At 47.8% G+C, this 20848-nt stretch carries 19 protein-coding genes; 14 read left to right on the forward strand and 5 right to left on the reverse strand.

The window, feature by feature from the left end:
* The first annotated feature begins 3 nt into the window (after positions 1 to 3).
* The 10 genes from NST07_RS16825 to NST07_RS16870 all read left to right on the forward strand — a co-directional run bounded on the left by NST07_RS16825 (position 4) and on the right by NST07_RS16870 (position 12112).
* Positions 4 to 882, forward strand: coding sequence for a carbohydrate ABC transporter permease (locus NST07_RS16825; RefSeq protein WP_341093216.1), 879 nt, complete (start codon positions 4 to 6; stop codon positions 880 to 882).
* Between the two features lie 59 nt (positions 883 to 941).
* On the forward strand, positions 942 to 3032 hold the full coding sequence (locus tag NST07_RS16830) for a beta-galactosidase (protein WP_342479804.1): 2091 nt from the start codon (positions 942 to 944) through the stop codon (positions 3030 to 3032).
* Positions 3033 to 3233: 201 nt separating this feature from the next.
* The gene (locus tag NST07_RS16835; RefSeq protein WP_341093220.1) at positions 3234 to 4394 is read left to right on the forward strand and encodes a GntR family transcriptional regulator; all 1161 of its coding nucleotides are present in this window, start codon (positions 3234 to 3236) and stop codon (positions 4392 to 4394) included.
* Between the two features lie 125 nt (positions 4395 to 4519).
* Positions 4520 to 5860 (forward strand): glycoside hydrolase family 125 protein, encoded by a 1341-nt coding sequence (locus NST07_RS16840; protein ID WP_342479805.1) that lies wholly within the window; start codon positions 4520 to 4522, stop codon positions 5858 to 5860.
* 44 nt (positions 5861 to 5904) lie between these two features.
* The gene (locus NST07_RS16845) at positions 5905 to 7215 is read left to right on the forward strand and encodes an ABC transporter substrate-binding protein (protein ID WP_342479806.1); all 1311 of its coding nucleotides are present in this window, start codon (positions 5905 to 5907) and stop codon (positions 7213 to 7215) included.
* Between the two features lie 74 nt (positions 7216 to 7289).
* Entirely contained in the window at positions 7290 to 8177 is an 888-nt protein-coding gene (locus NST07_RS16850; protein WP_038592014.1) for a sugar ABC transporter permease, read from the forward strand.
* A gap of 35 nt (positions 8178 to 8212) precedes the next feature.
* The gene (locus NST07_RS16855; protein WP_038592017.1) at positions 8213 to 9100 is read left to right on the forward strand and encodes a carbohydrate ABC transporter permease; all 888 of its coding nucleotides are present in this window, start codon (positions 8213 to 8215) and stop codon (positions 9098 to 9100) included.
* A 42-nt stretch (positions 9101 to 9142) separates the two neighbouring features.
* Positions 9143 to 10207 carry a glycoside hydrolase family 76 protein gene (locus tag NST07_RS16860; RefSeq protein ID WP_342479807.1) on the forward strand — a complete coding sequence of 355 codons (1065 nt, stop codon included), beginning with the start codon at positions 9143 to 9145 and terminating at the stop codon, positions 10205 to 10207.
* A gap of 24 nt (positions 10208 to 10231) precedes the next feature.
* The gene (locus NST07_RS16865; protein ID WP_342479808.1) at positions 10232 to 11302 is read left to right on the forward strand and encodes a glycoside hydrolase family 76 protein; all 1071 of its coding nucleotides are present in this window, start codon (positions 10232 to 10234) and stop codon (positions 11300 to 11302) included.
* 357 nt (positions 11303 to 11659) lie between these two features.
* Positions 11660 to 12112, forward strand: a complete 453-nt coding sequence (locus tag NST07_RS16870) for a MarR family transcriptional regulator (RefSeq protein WP_341093229.1) — start codon at positions 11660 to 11662, stop codon at positions 12110 to 12112.
* Between the two features lie 69 nt (positions 12113 to 12181).
* On the opposite strand, the gene NST07_RS16875 is transcribed toward NST07_RS16870, so the two are convergent.
* Positions 12182 to 13795 carry a DUF4179 domain-containing protein gene (locus NST07_RS16875; protein WP_341093232.1) on the reverse strand — a complete coding sequence of 538 codons (1614 nt, stop codon included), beginning with the start codon at positions 13793 to 13795 and terminating at the stop codon, positions 12182 to 12184.
* Positions 13779 to 14300, reverse strand: a complete 522-nt coding sequence (locus tag NST07_RS16880; RefSeq protein WP_341093234.1) for an RNA polymerase sigma factor — start codon at positions 14298 to 14300, stop codon at positions 13779 to 13781. Before NST07_RS16880 ends, NST07_RS16875 begins: the two co-directional genes overlap by 17 nt.
* A 159-nt stretch (positions 14301 to 14459) precedes the next feature.
* On the opposite strand from NST07_RS16880, the gene NST07_RS16885 reads away from it, so the two are divergent.
* Genes NST07_RS16885 through bshB2 form a run of 3 tightly spaced genes read left to right on the forward strand, consistent with a single transcriptional unit; the run spans position 14460 to position 15842 of the window.
* Entirely contained in the window at positions 14460 to 14768 is a 309-nt protein-coding gene (locus NST07_RS16885) for a hypothetical protein (protein ID WP_342479809.1), read from the forward strand.
* Positions 14769 to 14790: 22 nt separating this feature from the next.
* The gene (locus tag NST07_RS16890) at positions 14791 to 15135 is read left to right on the forward strand and encodes a YojF family protein (protein WP_342479810.1); all 345 of its coding nucleotides are present in this window, start codon (positions 14791 to 14793) and stop codon (positions 15133 to 15135) included.
* A gap of 23 nt (positions 15136 to 15158) precedes the next feature.
* The gene (bshB2, locus tag NST07_RS16895) at positions 15159 to 15842 is read left to right on the forward strand and encodes a bacillithiol biosynthesis deacetylase BshB2 (RefSeq protein WP_341093239.1); all 684 of its coding nucleotides are present in this window, start codon (positions 15159 to 15161) and stop codon (positions 15840 to 15842) included.
* Positions 15843 to 15894: 52 nt separating this feature from the next.
* Here bshB2 and NST07_RS16900 read toward each other — a convergent pair whose 3' ends face one another.
* Together NST07_RS16900 and NST07_RS16905 are read right to left on the reverse strand one after the other, a co-directional pair.
* Positions 15895 to 16533, reverse strand: a complete 639-nt coding sequence (locus NST07_RS16900) for a TetR/AcrR family transcriptional regulator (protein WP_341093240.1) — start codon at positions 16531 to 16533, stop codon at positions 15895 to 15897.
* Positions 16526 to 17728, reverse strand: coding sequence for an MFS transporter (locus NST07_RS16905; protein WP_341378652.1), 1203 nt, complete (start codon positions 17726 to 17728; stop codon positions 16526 to 16528). The genes NST07_RS16900 and NST07_RS16905 overlap by 8 nt, the downstream gene beginning before the upstream one ends.
* 201 nt (positions 17729 to 17929) lie before the next feature.
* Between NST07_RS16905 and NST07_RS16910 the strand changes: the two genes are divergently transcribed.
* Positions 17930 to 19282 carry a sodium-dependent transporter gene (locus NST07_RS16910; protein ID WP_341093243.1) on the forward strand — a complete coding sequence of 451 codons (1353 nt, stop codon included), beginning with the start codon at positions 17930 to 17932 and terminating at the stop codon, positions 19280 to 19282.
* Between the two features lie 81 nt (positions 19283 to 19363).
* On the opposite strand, the gene NST07_RS16915 is transcribed toward NST07_RS16910, so the two are convergent.
* On the reverse strand, positions 19364 to 20749 hold the full coding sequence (locus NST07_RS16915; protein WP_341093244.1) for an MFS transporter: 1386 nt from the start codon (positions 20747 to 20749) through the stop codon (positions 19364 to 19366).
* Between the last annotated feature and the right edge of the window lie 99 nt (positions 20750 to 20848).

Below are 20848 nucleotides of genomic sequence, written 5' to 3' on the forward strand. Positions count from 1 at the left end.
CGAATGACGCTTTTGACTCAAACGAAAAAGAAGTCTGCGGCGAAAAGGGCCGGCCGTTCAGCTGAGAAGGGCCTGACCGCTGGTGCAGCATTTGTCCTGATGGCCGTGGTCTCCCTCATCACGTTGTTTCCGCTGTTCTGGCTATTCAGCTCATCGCTGAAAGATATCAGTCAAATCTTCGTTAATCCGCCGATCTGGCTGCCGACAACGCTGCATTGGGAGAACTTTACTGAATTGTTCGTGAACCGTAAATTTGGAATTATCACCTGGAACAGTCTGCTGCTGTCCACGACCATGACGATTACTGCGCTGCTGTTCTGCAGCCTGGCCGGGTTCGCCTTTGCCAAATACCGGTTTCGCGGCAAGGACATTCTGTTCGTCTTCGTGCTCGCTTCACTAATGATTCCTCATGAAGCAACGATGGTTCCACTGTTCGTCATTTATAAGAACCTGCATCTCATCGACAACATCTGGGGAGTAATCTTACCTGATCTGGCCAATGCTTTTGGCATCTTCTTCATGCGGCAGTATTGCAGTTCCATTCCCGATGAAATGATGGAGGCGGCACGAATCGACGGGTGCAGCGAGATTGGGATGTTCCGCCGGATCATTCTTCCCAACCTGAAATCGGCGTTCGCCGCCCTGGGGATTATCCTGTTCGTCAAGCAGTGGAACAACTTTCTGTGGCCGTCCGTTATTCTGCGCTCCCAGGAGCATATGACGTTGTCCGTAGCGCTCAAGGCGCTAGAGGACAGCAATAATACACCTTATCATCTCATCATGGCCGGCTCGGTGGTAAGCGTGCTGCCGCTGCTTATTATCGTTCTGATTTTTCAGAGACAGCTTATTTCCGGCATGATTGACGGTGCGATTAAAGGATAAACACGAATAGATTAAAGAGCTGGACATAACCTCGTGAATGGGAAGGAGTTACGCAAGCCATGAAATTTGGTGTTGATTATTATCCCGAGCATTGTCCGCCCGACTTGTGGCAGCGGGATGCAGTAATGATGAAGGAGATGGGCATCGAGGTTGTTCGGATGGCGGAGTTCTCATGGGCGAAGATGGAGCCGCGTCCCGGTGTCTATGATTTCGACTGGCTGGACGAAGCCATTGAACTGCTGGGAGAGCAGGGGATTACAACCATGCTGGGCACGCCGACGGCGGCTCCGCCGGTGTGGATGATGGAGCTTCATCCAGATCTGTATCCCCTGAATGCGGAGGGACAGAGGGTAGGCTTTGGCGGTCGGCATCATGACTGCCAGTCGCATCCAGACTACCGGAAGCATATTAAAGAATTTGTGCGGACCATGGCACTGCGCTACCGGGACAACCCCTATGTTGTCGGCTGGCAAATTGACAATGAGCTGGGTAACAGTCACCGTAATTTGTGCTATTGCGATCACTGCCGGGCAAGGTTCCACCGATGGCTGGAGGAACGGCATGGGACGATCAAAGGCCTGAACGAGGCGTGGGGAACGGTGTTCTGGAGTCAGACCTATACCTCTTTCTCGCAGATTCCAGTTCCACTTACTACACCTAACAGCCATAATCCATCACTTCTGCTAGATTGGAAACGATTCTGCTCCAGTCTGGTCGTCGAGTTCCAAAAGTGGCAGGCGGATATACTGCGGGAGGTATGTCCCGGCCATCTTATTACACATAACTTTATGGGCTTCTTTGACAAGACTGATTATTTCGAGCTGGCGAAGGATCTGGATTTCATCTCCCACGATCAATACCCGATGCTGTTTCTGGAGGAGCGGATCAAGCGCAGCTTGCCCTCCCACCTCGGCATGGCGCTCGATCTTATGAGGGGAACCAAAGGGAAGCCGTTCTGGGTGATGGAGCAGCTCGCCGGACCGACAGGGACGGAAATTCTCGGCTCAACGCCCCGGCCGGGGCAGATGCGGCTCTGGACCTTTCAATCCGTTGCCCATGGTGCGGATACCATCGTCTATTTCCGGTGGGATACCTGCCTGTTCGGCAGCGAGCAGTACTGGCACGGCATTCTGCCCCACAGCCGTATTCCGGGTCGCCGATACGAGGAAATCCGCGACAGCATAGCCGAACTGGCTCCTCATATGGAGGCTTTCCGCGGGGGACTTCCCGAAGCCGAGGTGGGGATTGTGTTCAGCTACGACCAGGAATGGGCGCTGCAAATCCAGCCGCATCATCCCGACCTGAACTACGTCGCACATCTGCACCGTTATTATAAAGTATTGTTTGATCACAATATCCCTGTAGATCTGATTTCTGAAAATAACGATTTCTCAAAGTACAAGGTGCTGATTTTTCCGCTTCTGTTCGTCACCGATTCAGAGCTATGTCAAAGACTATATGAATATACAGAAGCGGGCGGGCATGTACTGCTCGATATGCGGACCGCAGTCAAGGACCGGAATAACGCTGTTATTCCACTGACACTGCCGGGTAATTATTCGCAGCTGCTTGGTCTAAGCATCTACGACTACGACTGTCTGCGCCAGTTCGGGCAGAGTGTGAGATGGCTGAATGATGAGGGGATGTCCAGGGCAGCCCAAACGGAAGATGAAGGCGGGAGGTCTGGAGAGGAAGCGGAGCTGTGGTGCGATGTGATCACAGTGGAAGGCGCAGAGGTACTAGCCGTATACGCCAGGGATTTCTATGCCGGGACACCGGCGGTTACCCGCCATACATACGGCAGGGGACGAGCCTATTATGCCGGGACGGAATTGGGGCCGGAGACGATGGAAAAGCTGATCTTGGAGATGATTGGCGACGCTGGGGTCTGTGGAATCGCAGCCGCACCGGAAGGTGTCGAGATTACCCGGAGACGGGGAAAGGACGGTACTTATTTCTTTGTCATGAATCATAACCGGACGGTGTGCGAATGGGATGTTCCAAAGGGATGGAGTCTGGTTTCGGAAGTAAGTGGAATGAACAAGGGTTTCAACCCGAAATTGAAGTCTGAATCCTCCAAGGAATGGCATGAATCCAATCCCATCCAGCTTCAGCCTTTTGATTGTGCATTGTTTCTTGAAATCACCTGATTAAGTTGAACTACATTAGCGGCGGTTCATAAAATCTAACTAACAGACGGACACAGCTATTCTGCGTCCGTCTGTTAGTTTTTTTTGCCATCAGATCTATAATGAATACAGAAAGACTAGGTATGCATCGACAATCATAATATATCATGATATATTATTATGTAAATCATGAATAATAAGAGTCAGGAGATAGTGAAGGTCATGAACGAACCGACGTCTTCTAAGCCGATGTATGAGAAGATTTTTGACGAAGTGAAGGAGAGCATATTGACTCAAGCCTATAAGCTTGGAGAGCGTGTTCCTTCTGAGAAAGAACTGGCTGATAGCTATAATGTAAGCCGTATTACCAGTAAAAAAGCGCTTGAGCTGCTGGCCGCCGAGCATTTGATCGTCCGTAAGCCGGGCAGGGGCTCGTTTGTGGCCGATCCGGTCGCTGAACTTCAGGAGCTGCCTCCCGGAACAAGTACCGGAATCCCTGCAATCAATGTAGAAGAGAAGACCATCGGGCTGATCATCACCGATTTTGGCAACAGCTACGGTACGGGGCTGATCTATGGCATGGAGCAGGCTTCACGCGATAATGACTGCTTTCTGGTCTTGCGGAGAACCTTCGGTATTCCTGAGAATGAAGAGCAATCCATCCAGAAGCTGCTCAACCTGGGTGTGGATGGGCTGATTATCTTCCCGGCGCAGGGCGAATATTTCAACGCGGAAATACTAAAGCTGGTCATTGGCCGTTTCCCCCTGGTGCTGGTGGACAGACAGTTAAAAGGGGTAGCCGCCGCATCGATCAGCACGGATAATCTTCAGGCAGCGCTTGTAGCTACAGAGTATTTGTTTGATTTGGGACATACCCATATATCATTTCTTTCGCCTCCGCCGGTCGATACCACTGCCGTTGAGGACCGGATTGAAGGCTTCATACAGGCACACGCCCAGCGGGGAATCATGGTCGATAAGGAGCTGTGGGTCAGTGACTTAACCTCGACATTGCCGAAGTTTTTTAACCCGGATAATATCGAACATGATCTCGTACGCTTGGAATCCCATCTGAAGAGTCACCCAGACATTACTGCACTGTTTGCCATCGAGTACAATATTGCTTTGCTCGCAAAGACAGCAGTGGAACGTTTGGGACTACGCATCCCCGAGGATATCTCCATTATTTGCTTCGACAGTCCGCCGACACAGCTTGGAGGAGGTTATGCCTTCACCCATATGCGCCAGAATGAAGAAGAGATGGGTCGGCTTGCGGTAGAGAATGTGCTGACAATTATGAACGGGCATTCTGTGCCGAATAAGGTAATGCTGGAGGCGAAGCTGATCCCCGGCAGTTCGACCGGACCTGCAGTTCGAAAGTAACGGTAATAGATTAAGACGAACCCATTCAATCGAATGGGTTTTTTTATATCCAGATTCTTGAAATGATATATCATTAAGTCTAAAATATTGATTGACATATTATTTATATACCAATATACTATTTAATGAAAGCGCTTAATAACAATACAAAAGGGAGGTTGTTTCTACTGTACTCCTCAAATGAATTACCCCAATCCATTCAGCGTCTGGCTGCACGGGTTCGAACAATATTGCAGGACCGCCCAAAACTGGCAGACATGTTCGAACAATGTTTATCGAACACCTGGAATACAACAATAAAACGCAATAAAGACGGAAAGACCTTTGTCATTACTGGTGATATTCCTGCCATGTGGCTGAGGGATTCTGCCGCACAGGTCAGGCCTTTTCTGATCCTTGCCGCAGAAGATGAAGAAATAGCAGAAATGATCGAAGGCTTGGTTAAGCAGCAATTTGCTTTTATCGAGATTGATCCTTATGCAAACGCTTTTAATCAAGAGGCGGATGGACGGGGGCATCAGGATGATCTCACGGCAATGAACCCCTGGATCTGGGAGAGGAAATACGAAGTAGATTCCTTATGTTATCCGATCCAGCTCAGCTATTTACTGTGGAAGAATACCGGACGGACCAGCCAATTTGATGCCTCTTTTGTAAAAGGGGTCCGGCGGATTATTGAACTGTGGACCACCGAACAGAACCATGAGCGCGATTCCCTCTATACGTTTCAGCGCATGAATGGAGCATCAACGGATACATTGGTCCGTGAAGGCAAAGGCAGCCTGACGGCCTATACAGGAATGACCTGGTCCGGGTTTCGGCCAAGCGACGATGCCTGCGAATATGGTTATCTCATCCCGGCAAATATGTTCGCTGTCGTTGTTCTCCGGTATGTGTGTGAAATTGCGTCTGAGGTGTTAAACAGCTCTGAGCTTGCGGCTTCTGCGCAACATCTGCTGGAGCAGATCGAAGAAGGTATCCGGCAACACGGGACTGTGAACCACCCTGAGTTTGGGACTGTGTATGCCTATGAGACAGATGGACTTGGTAGTGTGAATTTGATGGATGATGCCAATGTTCCCAGCTTGCTCTCCATTCCTTATCTTGGCTACTCTCCAGTTGATGATCCTGTATATATGAATACCCGCAGCTTCATTTTGAGCAAGAGTAATCCCTATTTCTATTCAGGCATAGCCGCAGCAGGCATTGGCAGCCCCCATACCCCAAACCGCTATATCTGGCCAATCGCCTTAGCAGTACAAGGAATGACTTCAGGTAATACAGAGGAACAGCAATCCATTCTTGACCTGCTGGCGCAGTGTGATGACGGTACCGGGTATATGCATGAAGCTTTTCATGCAGATGATCCCGGCGCGTACACCCGTCCCTGGTTCTCTTGGGCCAATATGATGTTCTGCGAGCTGGTGCTCATGCGCTGCGGAATCGAAGTAAGTGCAGCTAAATGAACGGCAACAATGACATACCAAATAGTCTGAGGGGGATGAAAACAATGAAGAAATGGTTGATAACAGCACTTACTCTGGTGACGGTCTCTGGCCTGGCAGCCGGGTGTGGCGGAAATTCTGGCAATTCCGGGGATACCAATGCAGGGAAAAGCGGAACAGAGCAAGGCGGCAAGAGTGCAAAGAAGACAGAGCTTACTTTCTGGGGGGACTGGGGCGGAGAAGGCCAGAAGCAGTTCGAAACGATGGTCGATGCTTTTAACAAATCGCAGGATAAAATTCACGTGAAATACGTGCTGCAGCAGGATATGATCACTAAATTTCTTACTGCGGCCACGAACGGCGGTGCTCCTGACATACTTTTCTGGGACCGCTGGCGGACTTCACTTTATGCGCCCAAAAATGTGCTGCATCCGGTAGATGACTATTTAACACGTGATGGGATCTCCAAAGATGACTTTTACAGCGAATCGCTCAACGAACTTTCTTACGACAATAAATTATACGGTCTGCCGCTTACAGTAGACGCTCGTGCACTATTCTACAATAAGAAGCTGCTGGACGAAGCCGGGCTTCAGCCGCCGACGACTTGGGATGAGCTTGAAGCGGCGGCTGCGAAGCTGACGAAATGGAACGGAGACAAGCTTGAAGTAGCAGGCTTCTCCATGGCAGACCTGGGATTGTTCAACATGTATCTCCAGCAGGCGGGCGGCACCATGCTGACCGAAGACGGGAAGACCAACTTCAACAATGAGCAGGGTAAGCAGGTGCTCGAATTCTGGGACCGGATGATGAACAAAGATAAAGTCTACAAAGTGGGCTTTGAGCTGGGGCTCGGAGAAGGCCAGGATGCTTTTGTTACCGGAAAAGTCGCTATGCTCTATTCAGGCCCATGGATGCTCAGCACTTACAATAAATACGGCAAAGACCTGGAATACGGCGTTGTTCCTCCGCCAGCAGGCCCTAACGGTGACAAAGGCAGTGTGATGGGCGGCTTCGGCCTGGTTATTCCTGAGGGCTCCAAGCATCACGATGAGGCCTGGGAATTTATCAAATGGTGGACGGCTAACAAAGACAACGCTCTGCTGTGGGCTAAGACCAGCTTGAACCTGCCTGGCTTCAAGCCTTCGATGGAGGACCCGTTCTTCAAGGATGATCCGCTGTGGAAACCTTTTATGGAAACCCTGGAATTTGCTAAGGTCCGCCCGTCACATCCCGGCTATTCCGTGATGGAGACGGACGCCTTGGCGCCGAATCTTCAGCTTAACCAGCAGAACAAACTGAGTATTGAGGACACACTTAAGAAGTCTCAGGAGCAGGGAGACCAAATGCTTAAGGATAACGAAGTTGTGAAGTAGCAGTTGTAGCGAGCAGGGAGGCGGTGCCTCCCTGCTGTTATGGAACCTTGCCGCATAATGAAGGGGGGAGTTGTATGGCTTCCATGAGAAAAGTGGAAAGACATCAGGCGCGGACTGCTTATTTGTTCATCACGCCTACAGTGCTGCTGTTCGTGGTCTTTACAATTATTCCAGTAGTAATGGCCTTATATCTCAGCTTTACCAATTATGATGTGCTTAGCCGAAATGACTGGATCGGGCTTGATAATTACCGGCGGCTGGCTCATGATGATCTGCTGTGGAAAACCTTCCGCAATGTGTTTCTGTATTCGCTGATTTTTGTGCCGCTCAATATTCTAATTTCACTGCTACTGGGACTGCTGCTCAGCCGGGCGTGGCGCGGGGTGAAGCTGTTCCGCACCTTTTATTATTTGCCTACGCTGACTTCAGCTGTCGCGGCAGCAACGGTATGGATCTGGCTGCTGCACCCGGAATTTGGGCTGATTAACGGTTTGCTCTCCTATGTTGGGATTACAGGACCGGCCTGGTTGTCCGAGACAAGAACGGCCATGCTCTCAATAGTCCTGCTGACACTCTGGCAGTCCGTTGGCTCTAATATGATTATTTATCTGGCAGGTCTGCAAGGCGTTCCGGATTATCTGTATGAATCGGCCCGGCTGGATGGTGCCAACAAAATGGATTGCTTCCGGTATATCACTTGGCCGCAATTACGGCCGACAACTTTCCTGGTCAGTACCATGGCCATCATCGGTGCACTACAGCTGTTTGACCAGGCTTTTGTTCTGACGCAGGGAGGGCCGGCCAATGTCACGAAGACACCGGTCTATCTGATCTACCAGCAAGGCTTCAACCAGCTGCAAATGGGCTATGCTTCTGCGCAGGCTTTTGTACTGGCGATGGCCATCCTGGTCTTTTCACTGATCAATATGCGGATATCCAAAGCGGAAGAGTCAGTCATTTAAACAGGGCTGCCCAGGAAAAAAGGAGGCTTACAGCTATGGGTGTTACCGGCGGCTCCGCCCTGAAGCGGGGCATTAACAAATCCATTTATTATATCGTATGTATCGTTATTGCTGTTGCCATGTTCCTGCCATTTTATTGGAGCGTACTAACGTCCCTGAAACCGGATGAGGAGATCTTTGCGATGCCGATCCAATGGTTTCCGAAGCATTTGACCTTTGATCATTACCGCAAAGCATTCTCGACCGTGCCATTTGCTTTATTTTTCTGGAATTCGCTTGTTCTTGCCGTATCCGGTGTACTGGCCAATTTATTCTTTGGCTCCCTCAGCGGCTATGCTTTTGCGAAACTGAAATTCAGGCTGAATAAGCCGGTATTCCGGGTCCTCCTGGCTGCGATGATGATCCCCGGCATTGTAACCATGATTCCGACCGTTTATGTGATGCGCCATATTCCATTCGCCGGAGGCAATGATCTTTTCGGCAGTGGCGGCAACGGACTGATGAACTCCTTCTGGGGCATTATTCTGCCGGGCGCATCCGGGACGTTCGCGGTGTTCTTCATGCGGCAATTTTTCCTCACCCTGCCCAGCGACATGCTGGAAATGGCCCGGATTGAGGGCTGCGGTGAATTTAAGATCTTTTGGCGCATTTATCTGCCGCTCACGAAACCTGCACTGGCTACCTTAAGCATCTTCACCTTTCAGGCAGGGTGGAACAGTTTCCTTTGGCCGATGATCGTCTTAAATGATCCGGATAAAGCGACCATTCAAATGGGGCTGCAGGCCTTTTCCTATAACTTTCAGACCGATTACGGGCCGATGATGGCCGGTGCGCTGGTCGCGATTCTGCCGATACTGGTGCTCTTTTTGGCCCTGCAACGTTATTTTGTACAGGGCATTGCGTTCAGCGGTATTAAAGGGTAAGCAGCTACTGAAACCAGATCAGATATGAGGAGAGAGAACCTTATGAAGCAATTGAAAATTGAGCCACGACTGTGGGTGGAACGGGCGGACAAGGCGCAGGAAGCGCTGGATCATTATTTCTGGAACGAAGACATGGGCATGTACAACATTGAGACGCCTTGCCCGAATGGAGAATGCAACACTATATTTCACTATTGGTGGATGGCCCATGCCGTGGATACGTTGGTGGACGGTCTGCTGCGGACAAGAGACAGACGGTACGAAGAGCGTCTCGCCTCGCTGCATGAAGGTCTTCTCCGCCGCAATGGCGGGAGTTGGCCAAATGAGCTTTATGATGATATGGAATGGATGGCACTATCATGGCTACGTGCGTATCAGGCAACGGGGAAGGAGAACTACAAGCAGACTTCATTAATTCTGTGGCGGGACATCAAGTCGGGCTGGAACGATCATATGGGCGGCGGCATCGCCTGGCAGAAATCGCAGCTAGATTATAAAAACACCCCGGCCAACGCGCCTGCCGCCATCCTGGCTGCCCGGCTGTATCAGGCCTTCGGTGATCCGCAGGATATAGAATGGGCAGAACGGATTCTAAGCTGGCAAAAGAAACATCTCGTCGACCCGGAGACCGGTTTTGTCTGGGATGGGCTGAACCGTGAGGGGGATGGCATAATTGATAAAGACTGGAAATACACCTACAATCAAGGAGTGTATATAGGCGCCGCAATTGAACTGTACCGGATTACGGATCAAGCCGGCTACCTTGAAGATGCCCGGCAGACCTTCACGGCAGCCGTTGAAGAGCTAACCGGTCCGCAGCTCAGGGTGTTGCCGGATGAGGGCGGCGGAGATGGCGGTCTGTTCAAGGGCATACTGGTCCGCTATACCGCCGAACTTGTAAAGTCCGATCCTGAGGCCAGAGAAGCTGCATCCTTTCTTCACAGAAATGCGGAACTTCTCTGGGAGAGAGGGAAGGCGGCGGAAAGTGCGTTGTTTGGAACGGACTGGTGCCACCCGCCCGGCGGCATTGTACAGCTAAGCTCTCAGCTCAGCGGCATAAAGCTGCTGGAGCGGATGGCTGAGCTTGGCACTATTATCGGTGAATAATTAACGCCAGATGGGGATGATTCTATGGACATTTTTGCTGAAGCTTCAGCACAGGCGGACTGGAAGGCACGTGCGGACTGGCTCCAGCGTTGCCTCCAGCAGCATTATTACAATGAAGAGACAGGTATTATGAATCAGTGGTTTCCCAAAGAGCATATCCGTCTGGACGACAACTTCTATTATTGGTGGCAGGCCCATGTGATGGATGTGCTTGTCGATGCTTATGAACGAACGGGAGATCCCGCAGCTCCCCTGCGTATCCGCGAATTCAGCCGCTGTCTGCGTGCTTATAATGGCGGTACCTTCTCCCATAATTATTATGATGATATGGAGTGGACGGCTCTTGCGCTGCTGCGGGCGTACCAGGCTACCGGGGAAGAAGAATACAAGAATGCTGTGCTGGAGCTGTGGTCTGATATTCAAACCGCGTGGAACAGCCATTTCGGGGGAGGAATGGCCTGGAAGAAGGATCAGCTGGATTATAAGAACACCCCGGCTAATGCGCCCGCCGCCATTCTGGCTGCCCGTTTGTACGGATTGTTCCGGGATCCGGAGGATCTGGAATGGGCGGTCCGCATTTACGAATGGAACAAAGCCCATCTGGTGGATCCCGGCTCCGGCTTTGTATGGGACGGAATCAACAGGCTGGGAGACGGCCAGATTGATTATGACTGGGAATTCACTTACTGCCAGGGAGTGTTTCTTGGAGCGGCGCTGGAACTGTACCGTGTTAAAGGAGAGCAGCAATATGCAGACGATGCTCTGTGGACAGCCGACACAAGCATACGCCGATTATGCCACCCGGTTACACTCATGCTGCCTGATGAAGGCATTGATGACACCGGATTGTTCAAAGGAATTCTGATCCGCTACTGGGTTCAGCTGGAGAAGCAGTTTCCTGGAACACTGCCTATCCGTAAAGTTATTCTGGCGAATGCCCATGCTATATGGACGAAAGGACTGGACCACGAGCTGGGACTCTGCGGCCCTTCTTGGGAGCATAAGCCTATACTGCCGGTTCAGCTCAGCGTGCAGCTGAGTGGATTGATGCTGCTTGAAGGTGCAGCCGCTTTGGAAAATCAGCAGAACGAGTGAGCAGGGGATTTCAGCTTATCTAGGATACGTTTCTAATCTAACCATACTGAGAATCGCAAACAGCACGTTTCCATTCCTACTGGGAGACGTGCTGTTTAATTTGCAGGCTTCTATTCTTTCGTCATAAAAACACTATGGGGGTCTTCAATATAATCTGTAAACGGACTATAGTATTCAGCTCTTGTACTCAGTTAGCAGAGTTGGCTAATGTACGGTTTAGCAATCGGTCCAAGGCGTTCGGTTCCTTTGAGATTCATTCTTGTCCGATCCATTCTGTATTTATTTTTTATATGAAGAACGTCATAATGAATTAACGACAATTATAAGTACAACAATAGTGGACGGCAGGTGATTTGAATGAAGGAGATCCTTCGTGAAGTTGGAATGATTGCAAGGGCATTAGATTCTATAAGTAATATAGAGTTCAAGGAATTAGATCTTACGAAAGGGCAGTATTTATATCTGGTTCGAATATATGAGAATCCGGGAATTATTCAAGAAAAGCTGTCGGAAATGATAAAGGTGGACCGAACAACAGCAGCACGTGCGATTCAAAAGCTTGAAATCCAAGGCTTTATTGAAAAGAAAGACGATGAAACGAACAGGAAAATCAAAAGGCTATTTACAACTGAAAAAGGTAAGCAAGCGTACTCTTTTCTGAAGAGAGAAGGGGATCATACCGATTTGGTTGCGTTAGCAGGATTTTCTGAAAAAGAACAAGAAACATTGTTTCGTCTTCTACTAAGAGTCAGAAAAAATGTTGAGGTCGAGTGGGAATTCGTAAAGAAGGGGAATAAAAGGGAGTACTGATATCAGAAGCGGCAGTCTAGGATTTTATTATCCAATCCAAGACTGCCGCTGGTTTATTATTAAATTCAGTTAGAGTTTAACTTCTTCATTCCGGCTTGGATCGCTGTATTTATAAATACCAGGGTTCAGTTCAATCTTTTCATCAAAGGGAATACCTTTGTAGCTATCGATATTAACCCCTGTAGATACCATACCCTTAGGTGTAATTTCAGGTACTATTTCTTTGCCGTTAATCCGTAGCGTAGTTTGGTTAACACCCTTGAAGCCAGGGGATTCGGAATGGGACTCGACCATCAAATTATCGCCCTCTGTATAATACGTGAATTGAATTTCAAAGCCATCCACATTAAGTTTGGCGGACTGCTTTTCTTTCTTAGGTTTATTTAGCGTGATCCAATTCTTAGAGGTATCCCGTTTCTGAATGACAGCATCTTTCAAATTAAGTTTTATTGGAACGTCCGACCAGTTCTTATACCACTCCGAAGTTTCAAATTGAAATAAATGCTGATAGCTTCCGGGATGATCCCCTTTTAAAACCCGATCCCCGGCGATTGTTTTATCCCCTATAACCAGCTGAGCAGTTTTGTAGTGGACAATTCCTTTTTTGAGCGATTCTTCTTCATTGATTAGGATCTGGATATCTAAAGGGGTGATCACCAGCTGATCGAAGGTTATGCCTGTCTTTGCCTGGACTTCAGGACTGGTAGACAATTTCTTAGTGTACATAGCTTCACTTGCCTTTTTTCCATCTGCTTTAAAATCAAACTTCCAACTGCCTGAAATCCGTTTTGCTTCTTCAATGTAACTGAAATGAAGACTGGCGTCCTTCCAATCGGATTCAGTCATATCGAATACTTGTTCAATAAACAAATCCGAACCTTCGTTAGGCATGATGGTGGGAACTGCTTCTTTCACTTGACCACCAGCATGAACTACCAGATGCGGGTTGCCACGTCCCAAGTCAGACGGTGATGCAGCGACCCTATAGCGGATAATGGTTTGATTTGAAGCTTGTCTAACGGATTCAATATGGAGGGTTGGATACTGTGTAGATCCGGTAACAATCGTATCTCCAGCTTGATGATTAGATTTTAAGGGAATATCCCTATTACGGAGAAAAATAAGATTTTCCGCTTCAAATTTGTAGTCTTTTTTATCATCCTTTAAGGTATCAGGGGTTTCGTATACACCAAGGAGTTTCTTGCTTTCCGGGTCGTATTCTAAATTGCCGTATACTTTTGCCTCGCTACCGGATTCACTTGTCATGGTATTTTTCTCTGTAGCAATTCCAATATATTGGCTTAGGTCGGTTTTAGTATCCAGAGATATGAGCATTCTCATTTTTTCTCCATCCGTCACCACACCGTTCAAGTTCATTGTAACTCCAGAACTGGAAGCTTGGAGATCATACTGCTGGCCAATACCGTTTTTTAATGCATTGGTCACACTACGGCCGCCAATTTTATCCCAATTGACCGTCACACTAGCGTATACAGGAATGGCGACAAGCAAGATACATGAGAAAACGATACTGATGGGAACAACCTTCGCACGATGTCTAGGAATATTCTGCGAAGGCTGCAGATTTATTTGGCGTTGATAGGCTTCTTTTTCTATGGCTGTCCACATTAAATCATAATCCGGCAGGGGAATGTTCTTATCCTTTTCAATATACTGATTCATTACTGCTCATCTCCTTTAGTTGAGTTCCAGCCATTTTGCCCTTTAACAGCTTAAGCCCTTTATTTAGTCTGGATTTTGCAGTTCCTTCGGGTATGTCCATCACTTTAGAGATCTCGGGTACAGTCAATTCGTTAATAAAACGAAGGACTACTACCATTCTGATTTTGTCGGGAAGCTTACTATATAAGCCTTGAATTTCTTTTTTAGTTTCCCGGTGATTTAAATGCTCTTCGACAGGGTTGGAATCCTGAGACCTGGATAGTAAATAATTACGTAATTCTTTCATCACTCCTGTTTTACGCCTTCTAATCAGGCTGTTGCACTCATTCGAAGCAATTCGCAAAATCCACGATTTCAGGTTTCTTACCTTTGATCTATCTGCCAAAATCACTTTGACAAATACCTCTTGGCTAATATCCTCAGCATCAGCTTGATTTTTCATCAAATAGTAGCAAAAATAATAAACATCTTCTTTATAGAGCTCGAAAATTTCCCGGTCAGTCATTCTGCTGCACCCCCTTTTTTGTTGTTCTCATCAATAAGACAGATAGAGGCTAGCAATCGTTCATTTTATGTACACTATAGTTTTGACAGTAGACTCCGAGAATGAGAGAATATTGTTTTGTAGAGGATACAGATTTCACAAAAATTTGGAGGCATATCAATGAATCAGCGTTTTCGTATCACACGATCAATGCAGGAAAATAATGCGGAGCCATCCATCTCTTTGGATGAATGCAAAGATTACTTTGCAGCAAAGCCCGACTTTGCATACTCACGGGTTTTTACCGTAAAAGGCCCGGAAAGCAACATGTCCATTGATGGAGACTTTTGGATGTGGAAGCAGGGGGATGTGGAAATTCCTTTCCGGCTTTACATGGGTGATTTGTATGTAGCTATTTCCAACGAAGCTGTAGTTCCCAAAATGATTGAAATTGCAACAGAACTGCAAGCTGATATAGTTGAAGGGTAAAACATCAAACAAGGAGGCCATTATGCTGCCGATACATCCTCAAGACATCCAAACTGTGATCGACCGCTTCACCGGTCAGGAACTTTACCTGCACCTTGAACTCACCACAGGCGCCTACGCCAGTCATTTGGACAGCAGCCGGCCAACGGCTTCGGCGTTCATCACCAACGCTGCCGTCTCATATACGCACGGCTCCATCTCCGGCACGGGTCCTTACCGGGTCGGATTAAAGACAGCAAACGGCTGGATTTATGCAGAGGGCCTTACGCATGTTGATGAGAATGAGCATGAACGCCTAATCATGGCTGGGCACGATAGTCAAGGAAAGCTAATTGTGTCATTGCAATTAAGCCGGGACAAGTTCTAATGAAAGCGGAGGATCAAGCAGCCATGAATACTAAACAAGCCAAACATGAGCGCATCTTAGTGGTATTTCCCCATCCCGATGACGAAGCATTTGTTGCAGCAGGGACATTGGCTATGTACATAGAAGGCGGCGCTCAAGTCACCTATGCTTGTCTGACACTAGGGGAGATGGGCCGCAATATGGGCATCCCGCCGTTCGCGAGCCGTGTCAGCTTGCCAGCAATCCGCAAGGAGGAACTGACAGCGTCTTGCCATGCGATTGGCATTCAAGACTTAAGGATGCTCGGCTTCCATGATAAAATGATTGAGTTCGAAGACCAGCAGCTGCTGGACTCCCGCATCCTGTCACTGCTCCAGGAATTGACCCCGTCACTGGTCATCACCTTCTATCCAGGGTACAGTGTGCATCCCGATCATGATGCCACCGGGGCAGCCGTCATCCGAACCATCAGCCGGCTCCCCGCGGCAGAAAGGCCGCTTGTGCACTGCAGCGCCTTCGCCAGCAATCACGAGACGGTTATCGGGAAAGCAGATGTGACCGTAGATGTAACATCATTCCTTGTTAATAAAATGGCCTCGATTACAGCGCACCGTTCGCAATTCCAAGCGGCGGAACTCGTTGGCAACCGGGAGCTGAGTGATGAAGAAATCCGCGGCAGGTTCGGCACAGAACAGTTCTGGACCTACCGGTTCGATTCATCTATATGAATAGAAACAGATTTATGGACAAATCCCCCTGCCCAAAAGGCAGGGGGATTTGTTATTTTCCACTTAAATGCTGAACCAACATTCCAACAAACCGCTTAGCCATTTGTTTATCCTGAAGTTCGCCGTTCCAATCGCCCTTGGGAATCAAGCTCATTTTCTGAAGTAAACCCATCATAGACATGAAGATAAAATGAGCGGTCTTCAAGGGCTCAGTATCTGACTTTAACGATCCATCTTTAAAACCAATGTCCAGAGCATCCATTAGGAAATGACGTTCTTTTTCCCGGTTAACAAAATTATTATACTGCACTTTGAGTTCATCGCTTGAGTCATAGGCTTCATAATGCAGATCGAAGAGAAGAATAAACTTGATGTACTCTGGATGTTGCGAAGCATAATCAATCCAAGCCTCCAGCATCGAAGCAAGCATCTGCTTACCATTCATTTCGGCTGAAGCTGCTCTTCCAACAAATTGGGTCATACTCTGGAGGATTTCCATCTGGACCTCAAAGATCAGTTCGTCTATGGATTGAAAATGCTTATAGTATGTAACCCGGCTTACTCCGGCCACGCGGCATACATCTTTAATATTAACTTTGAGAAAGCTTTGCTTCATAAAAAGTTCCTTAGCCGCAGCAATTAGTTCTTCCCTGTTTTTGTTTCTCAAATTCTGATGCCAGTTCTCAGTCATAGGCAGCAATCCGTTCTTTATCATTTTTTGGCTTTCGCAAGGTCAAGAAAAGCGCAGATGTAAGGATAAGTGCACCAAAAATATAGGGTATATTCATGTGTTTGTCAAACAACTGTCCTGCTAAAATCGGCCCAAGTATATTTCCTATGCTGGTATACGTTGTATTTAATCCGGCAGCATATCCTTGCCGGTCACCAGCTGAGTTGGCAATCAGCGTACTTACCGTTGGTCTTAAGAATGCATTAAAGGCAAAAAACAGGGCAGATACTACGATCAGATAACCTAAATTAAACTTGATGATCATCAAGAGCAAACTTATTGCCGTGATCACCAAAGATAGACGTATAAGTTTCATTTCGCCTAGCCGCTTAATAAGATAATCAAGCAGCCAGATCTGCACAATGATGCCTATAACTGCACCTACCGTAATGATAATTGAGATTTTAGTGGCATCAAAACCGTACTTTTGTTCCACAAATAAGGCATACACCGTTTCATAATTCATCAAACCAAATGTCATGATCAGAATGAGCAGGAGATAGCGGAAATACGAAGTCCGAAAAGAATTTAAGATCAGGTTGCGAAGGGGCTCCCGATGTACCCGTGTACTAACGGATTTCCGTCTTTCCCTGGGAAGTGTCTCTGGCATAAATATACTAAGTAGCGTAGCTGCAAGTCCAAGCCCACCCGCAAAAAAATAGGGGACACGTATGCCAAACTCAGCGATAATCCCCCCTAACCCTGGACCAAGTACCATACCCAAATTCATGGAAGCCCCCAATAATCCCATTCCTTTAGCGCGGGTTTCCTGAGTGGTAATATCAGCGACATAGGCCATATTGGAAGGAACCATTAATCCAATACCTATTCCCCCGATAAATCGGGCAATATACAGAAGCGGTAATGTCGCAGATACAGCAAACATCAGATCAGAAATGACCGTTAAAAACAGACCGGATATGATCATTGATTTTCGGCCCCACCGATCCGAAAGCTGCCCGCCTATAGGTGAAAAAATAAACTGTGCGGCTCCAAAAGCAGCAATAAGATACCCGGCTGCAGCCCCTGAGGCATTAAATTGTTTCAAGTATTCAGGAAGAATGGGGATGACCATACCTTGTCCCAATAAAGCGATAAACAGATTCAGCATTAGAATGAAAAGTGGAAATCTGGCAGACTTAGGTAAGCTGCTCATATCAAAGCCCTCCTGTGAATGGTTTACACCAAGTAATTAATAACACAATGTAAACCATTCTAATTGAAACAGAACCCATTGTAAATGATAAATACAACTCTTTTAACGGATGAATATTTGAGAAATTAGAAATTACCATATGACTCCGATGGCTACTTAAGCTATAATGAGTTCTAAAAAAAGAAAATGGGGCGTTATGAAATGAATCAGTATAAAGGTGAAAAAAGCCTGCTCTCAGAGAAAAAGGAACGTTTCTCCTCCAGCGGCTTTATTTTCGCGGCCATCGGCAGCTCGGTGGGTCTGGGGAATATGTGGAAATTTCCTTATATTACAGGAGAAAATGGCGGAGCGGCTTTCTTCCTGCTCTTCATCGTCTGTCTGGTGCTAATCGGCTTACCTGTTCTGTTGGCCGAACTCGCCATCGGACGCAGCGGACGCGGAAGCGCGGCGACGTCGTTCATCCGTGCCGGAGGCGGAAAAGGGTGGAAGGCAGCTGGAATACTGCAAGTGATTGCACCTTTTCTAATCCTCTCCTTTTATATTATTGTTGCAGGTTGGACGCTGCACTATGCAATGATTGCCTTCAATGGACAACTGTTCAGCACGACTGATTATGCAGGTGAATTTGGCTCATTTATCTCAGGGTACTCGCCGATTGTCTGGCAGGGTGTAGCCATCCTGATTTCTGCGGGAGTTGTTATCCTTGGAGTATCGGGCGGGATTGAGAAGTTCAATAAAGTATTGATTCCCGGCCTGGTTGTTCTCCTTATTGTATTGATGATTCGTGCGCTGACCTTACCGGGTGCAGATAAAGGGGTTTCCTTCTTCCTCAAACCGGACTTCTCGGTACTGACAGCAGAATCCGCGCTAGTCGCTTTGGGACATGCCTTCTTCTCGTTGTCACTCGGCATGGGGATTCTTTTGACCTACGGTTCTTATGTAGATAAAAATCAGTCGCTGGGCACCGCTACACTTGCGATAGGAGCCGGAGATTTGATCTATGCGTTTATCGCCGGATTGATTATTTTCCCGACTACGTTCTCGTTTGGTATTGCTCCTGACCAAGGGCCTTCGCTGATTTTCATCGCTCTGCCGGCGGCTTTCTCGGCTATGCCTTTCGGTTCGTTCTTCGGTGGTCTGTTCTTCATCCTGCTGGCGATTGCCGCCTTGACCTCAGCTGTATCGCTGCTTGAAGTGCCTGTATCCTTCGCGATGGAGCGCTGGAACTGGAGCCGTCAACGTTCGGTTTGGGTATTGTCTCTGGTCTGTTTTCTGCTCGGTATTCCTTCAGCTATGTCGCTGGGAATGTTCCCTGAACTTACGTTTGGCGGTAAAGCCCTGTTCGACTGGATGGATTTCATCACCTCCAACATTATGCTGCCGCTTGGCGGTCTGCTGATCACCATTTTTGCCGGTTATTTCTGGAAGGGGGCAGCAGAAGCGGCAGGACTACAGGCGCGCTGGTTCCGCATCTGGTTATTCATGCTCCGGTATATTGCACCGATTCTGGTATTCCTGGTGTTGCTGCATACCTCGGGAATCCTTAAATTCTAATTCAACAACCATTCATTGCAGAATGAACAAAAGAACTCTTCAACCCATGTGGTTGTAGAGTTTCTTTGTTTAGAGCATCACCTAAGACTCTTCCAGTTGTCGCGAGTTCCTGTGCCGCCAACTCATACATACCAAAGACAATGCAATGACCGATAGGATCACACCAAGCAGTCGAAATCCCCCAGCGCTGAACTTACCTCCCATTATGATGCCCAGCAATAAGGAAGAGAGAATGGTTCCCAGATATCTTGATGTCATAAAAACGCCGGATGCTACACCGATCATTTCTTTTGGCGAACTTTTGAACAGAGCCACTTGCATACCGACATTGTTTAACCCGTTCCCAACACCGAATGCAGCCAACGACACACATACACTGATAACCGGTGAAGTGGGGTTCATGGTCACCATCCATACCGAACCTAGTGTCATTAGTATTCCGGATGTCAGCAATGCGGGCCCTGGTCCTGACTTATCAATCCATCGTCCGGCTAGTGGAGAAACAATAAGCGAGCACAAGCCTAAGCTTAACATCAGAATCCCTGTATGGGATTCGTTGACATGACGTACCATTTGCAAGTAGGACGGAAGCCCGAAAAAGAGTGAGTAATAAAGTACGTTAACAAGCATGAATTCGATATTAACCCAAGTCATCTCAGGATATTTGGCGAATGTGCGCAAAGGAATAAAGGGTGATGCCGCTTTTAACTCATGGCGTACGAAAGCCACCAGTGCAAAAAGGCCAATCAGTCCGATAATGACAGGACCCAACGAGACATGGCCAGAAGATTTTGCTGACAGTAATCCCACCAGCAAGGCGACCAGACCTACGATAAAGAGCAGAATCCCTGTCGCGTCAATCAAATCACACCATTTACGGAACGACATCTGGGATGAAACGGATGTTGGCGGTTCGTCCTTAGGAATCATCCTCCAAGCTAACACAAAGCTCGTAACCACGAACGGAATATTAACGAGAAAAATCGCAGACCAATCCCACCATTGAATCAAAACTCCACCGATAAAGGGACCGATAGCTGCCGCACCGGATAGGAAAATGGACATCACGGACAGCGCAGTCGCCTGTTTCTCCGTAATATGAATTCGCACAATGGCCATTCCAACTGCAACCATCATGCTTGTTCCGATGGATTGCACAATGCGGAACACAATGAGCCACCCAAAGGTGGGGGATAGCGGAGCTAATAATGATGCAACGAAGGCTACAACAAGACCGGTTAGAAAGATCTTTCTACGCCCGAATAGATCACTGGCCTTCCCCATGACAGGTTGAGCGATAGCACTCGCAATATAGAATGAGAAAATGATCCAGGATACCTCAGTAAAATCAAGCTGATACACCTTTTGCAGCCTTGCTATAGCCACGGAAATCATCGAAGAATTTAATGGGTTCAAAAGGATCCCCAGACCCACGGAGATCATCAGCCACCTGCTGCGAGCATTCATTTTTGGTCCTCCCCAAGTGTATTGATATCATCGTACTTGAGATCGTTTATTTATTCCAACGCCTTTTATGTTATGATTTCATAGACTAGAAGGAATGAG

It is taken from the genome of Paenibacillus sp. FSL L8-0340 (assembly GCF_038593145.1).
Taxonomy (GTDB): Bacteria; Bacillota; Bacilli; order Paenibacillales; family Paenibacillaceae; genus Paenibacillus_AQ.

What these genes read in the sequence shown, in the direction of transcription:
- NST07_RS16825 (WP_341093216.1), top strand. Translation starts at nt 4, where the DNA reads ATGACGCTTTTGACTCAAACGAAAAAGAAGTCTGCGGCGAAAAGGGCC.
- NST07_RS16830 (WP_342479804.1), top strand. Translation starts at nt 942, where the DNA reads ATGAAATTTGGTGTTGATTATTATCCCGAGCATTGTCCGCCCGACTTG.
- NST07_RS16835 (WP_341093220.1), top strand. Translation starts at nt 3,234, where the DNA reads ATGAACGAACCGACGTCTTCTAAGCCGATGTATGAGAAGATTTTTGAC.
- NST07_RS16840 (WP_342479805.1), top strand. Translation starts at nt 4,520, where the DNA reads ATGAAAGCGCTTAATAACAATACAAAAGGGAGGTTGTTTCTACTGTAC.
- NST07_RS16845 (WP_342479806.1), top strand. Translation starts at nt 5,905, where the DNA reads ATGAAGAAATGGTTGATAACAGCACTTACTCTGGTGACGGTCTCTGGC.
- NST07_RS16850 (WP_038592014.1), top strand. Translation starts at nt 7,290, where the DNA reads ATGGCTTCCATGAGAAAAGTGGAAAGACATCAGGCGCGGACTGCTTAT.
- NST07_RS16855 (WP_038592017.1), top strand. Translation starts at nt 8,213, where the DNA reads ATGGGTGTTACCGGCGGCTCCGCCCTGAAGCGGGGCATTAACAAATCC.
- NST07_RS16860 (WP_342479807.1), top strand. Translation starts at nt 9,143, where the DNA reads ATGAAGCAATTGAAAATTGAGCCACGACTGTGGGTGGAACGGGCGGAC.
- NST07_RS16865 (WP_342479808.1), top strand. Translation starts at nt 10,232, where the DNA reads ATGGACATTTTTGCTGAAGCTTCAGCACAGGCGGACTGGAAGGCACGT.
- NST07_RS16870 (WP_341093229.1), top strand. Translation starts at nt 11,660, where the DNA reads ATGAAGGAGATCCTTCGTGAAGTTGGAATGATTGCAAGGGCATTAGAT.
- NST07_RS16875 (WP_341093232.1), bottom strand. Translation starts at nt 13,795, where the DNA reads ATGAATCAGTATATTGAAAAGGATAAGAACATTCCCCTGCCGGATTAT.
- NST07_RS16880 (WP_341093234.1), bottom strand. Translation starts at nt 14,300, where the DNA reads ATGACTGACCGGGAAATTTTCGAGCTCTATAAAGAAGATGTTTATTAT.
- NST07_RS16885 (WP_342479809.1), top strand. Translation starts at nt 14,460, where the DNA reads ATGAATCAGCGTTTTCGTATCACACGATCAATGCAGGAAAATAATGCG.
- NST07_RS16890 (WP_342479810.1), top strand. Translation starts at nt 14,791, where the DNA reads ATGCTGCCGATACATCCTCAAGACATCCAAACTGTGATCGACCGCTTC.
- bshB2 (WP_341093239.1), top strand. Translation starts at nt 15,159, where the DNA reads ATGAATACTAAACAAGCCAAACATGAGCGCATCTTAGTGGTATTTCCC.
- NST07_RS16900 (WP_341093240.1), bottom strand. Translation starts at nt 16,533, where the DNA reads ATGACTGAGAACTGGCATCAGAATTTGAGAAACAAAAACAGGGAAGAA.
- NST07_RS16905 (WP_341378652.1), bottom strand. Translation starts at nt 17,728, where the DNA reads ATGAGCAGCTTACCTAAGTCTGCCAGATTTCCACTTTTCATTCTAATG.
- NST07_RS16910 (WP_341093243.1), top strand. Translation starts at nt 17,930, where the DNA reads ATGAATCAGTATAAAGGTGAAAAAAGCCTGCTCTCAGAGAAAAAGGAA.
- NST07_RS16915 (WP_341093244.1), bottom strand. Translation starts at nt 20,749, where the DNA reads ATGAATGCTCGCAGCAGGTGGCTGATGATCTCCGTGGGTCTGGGGATC.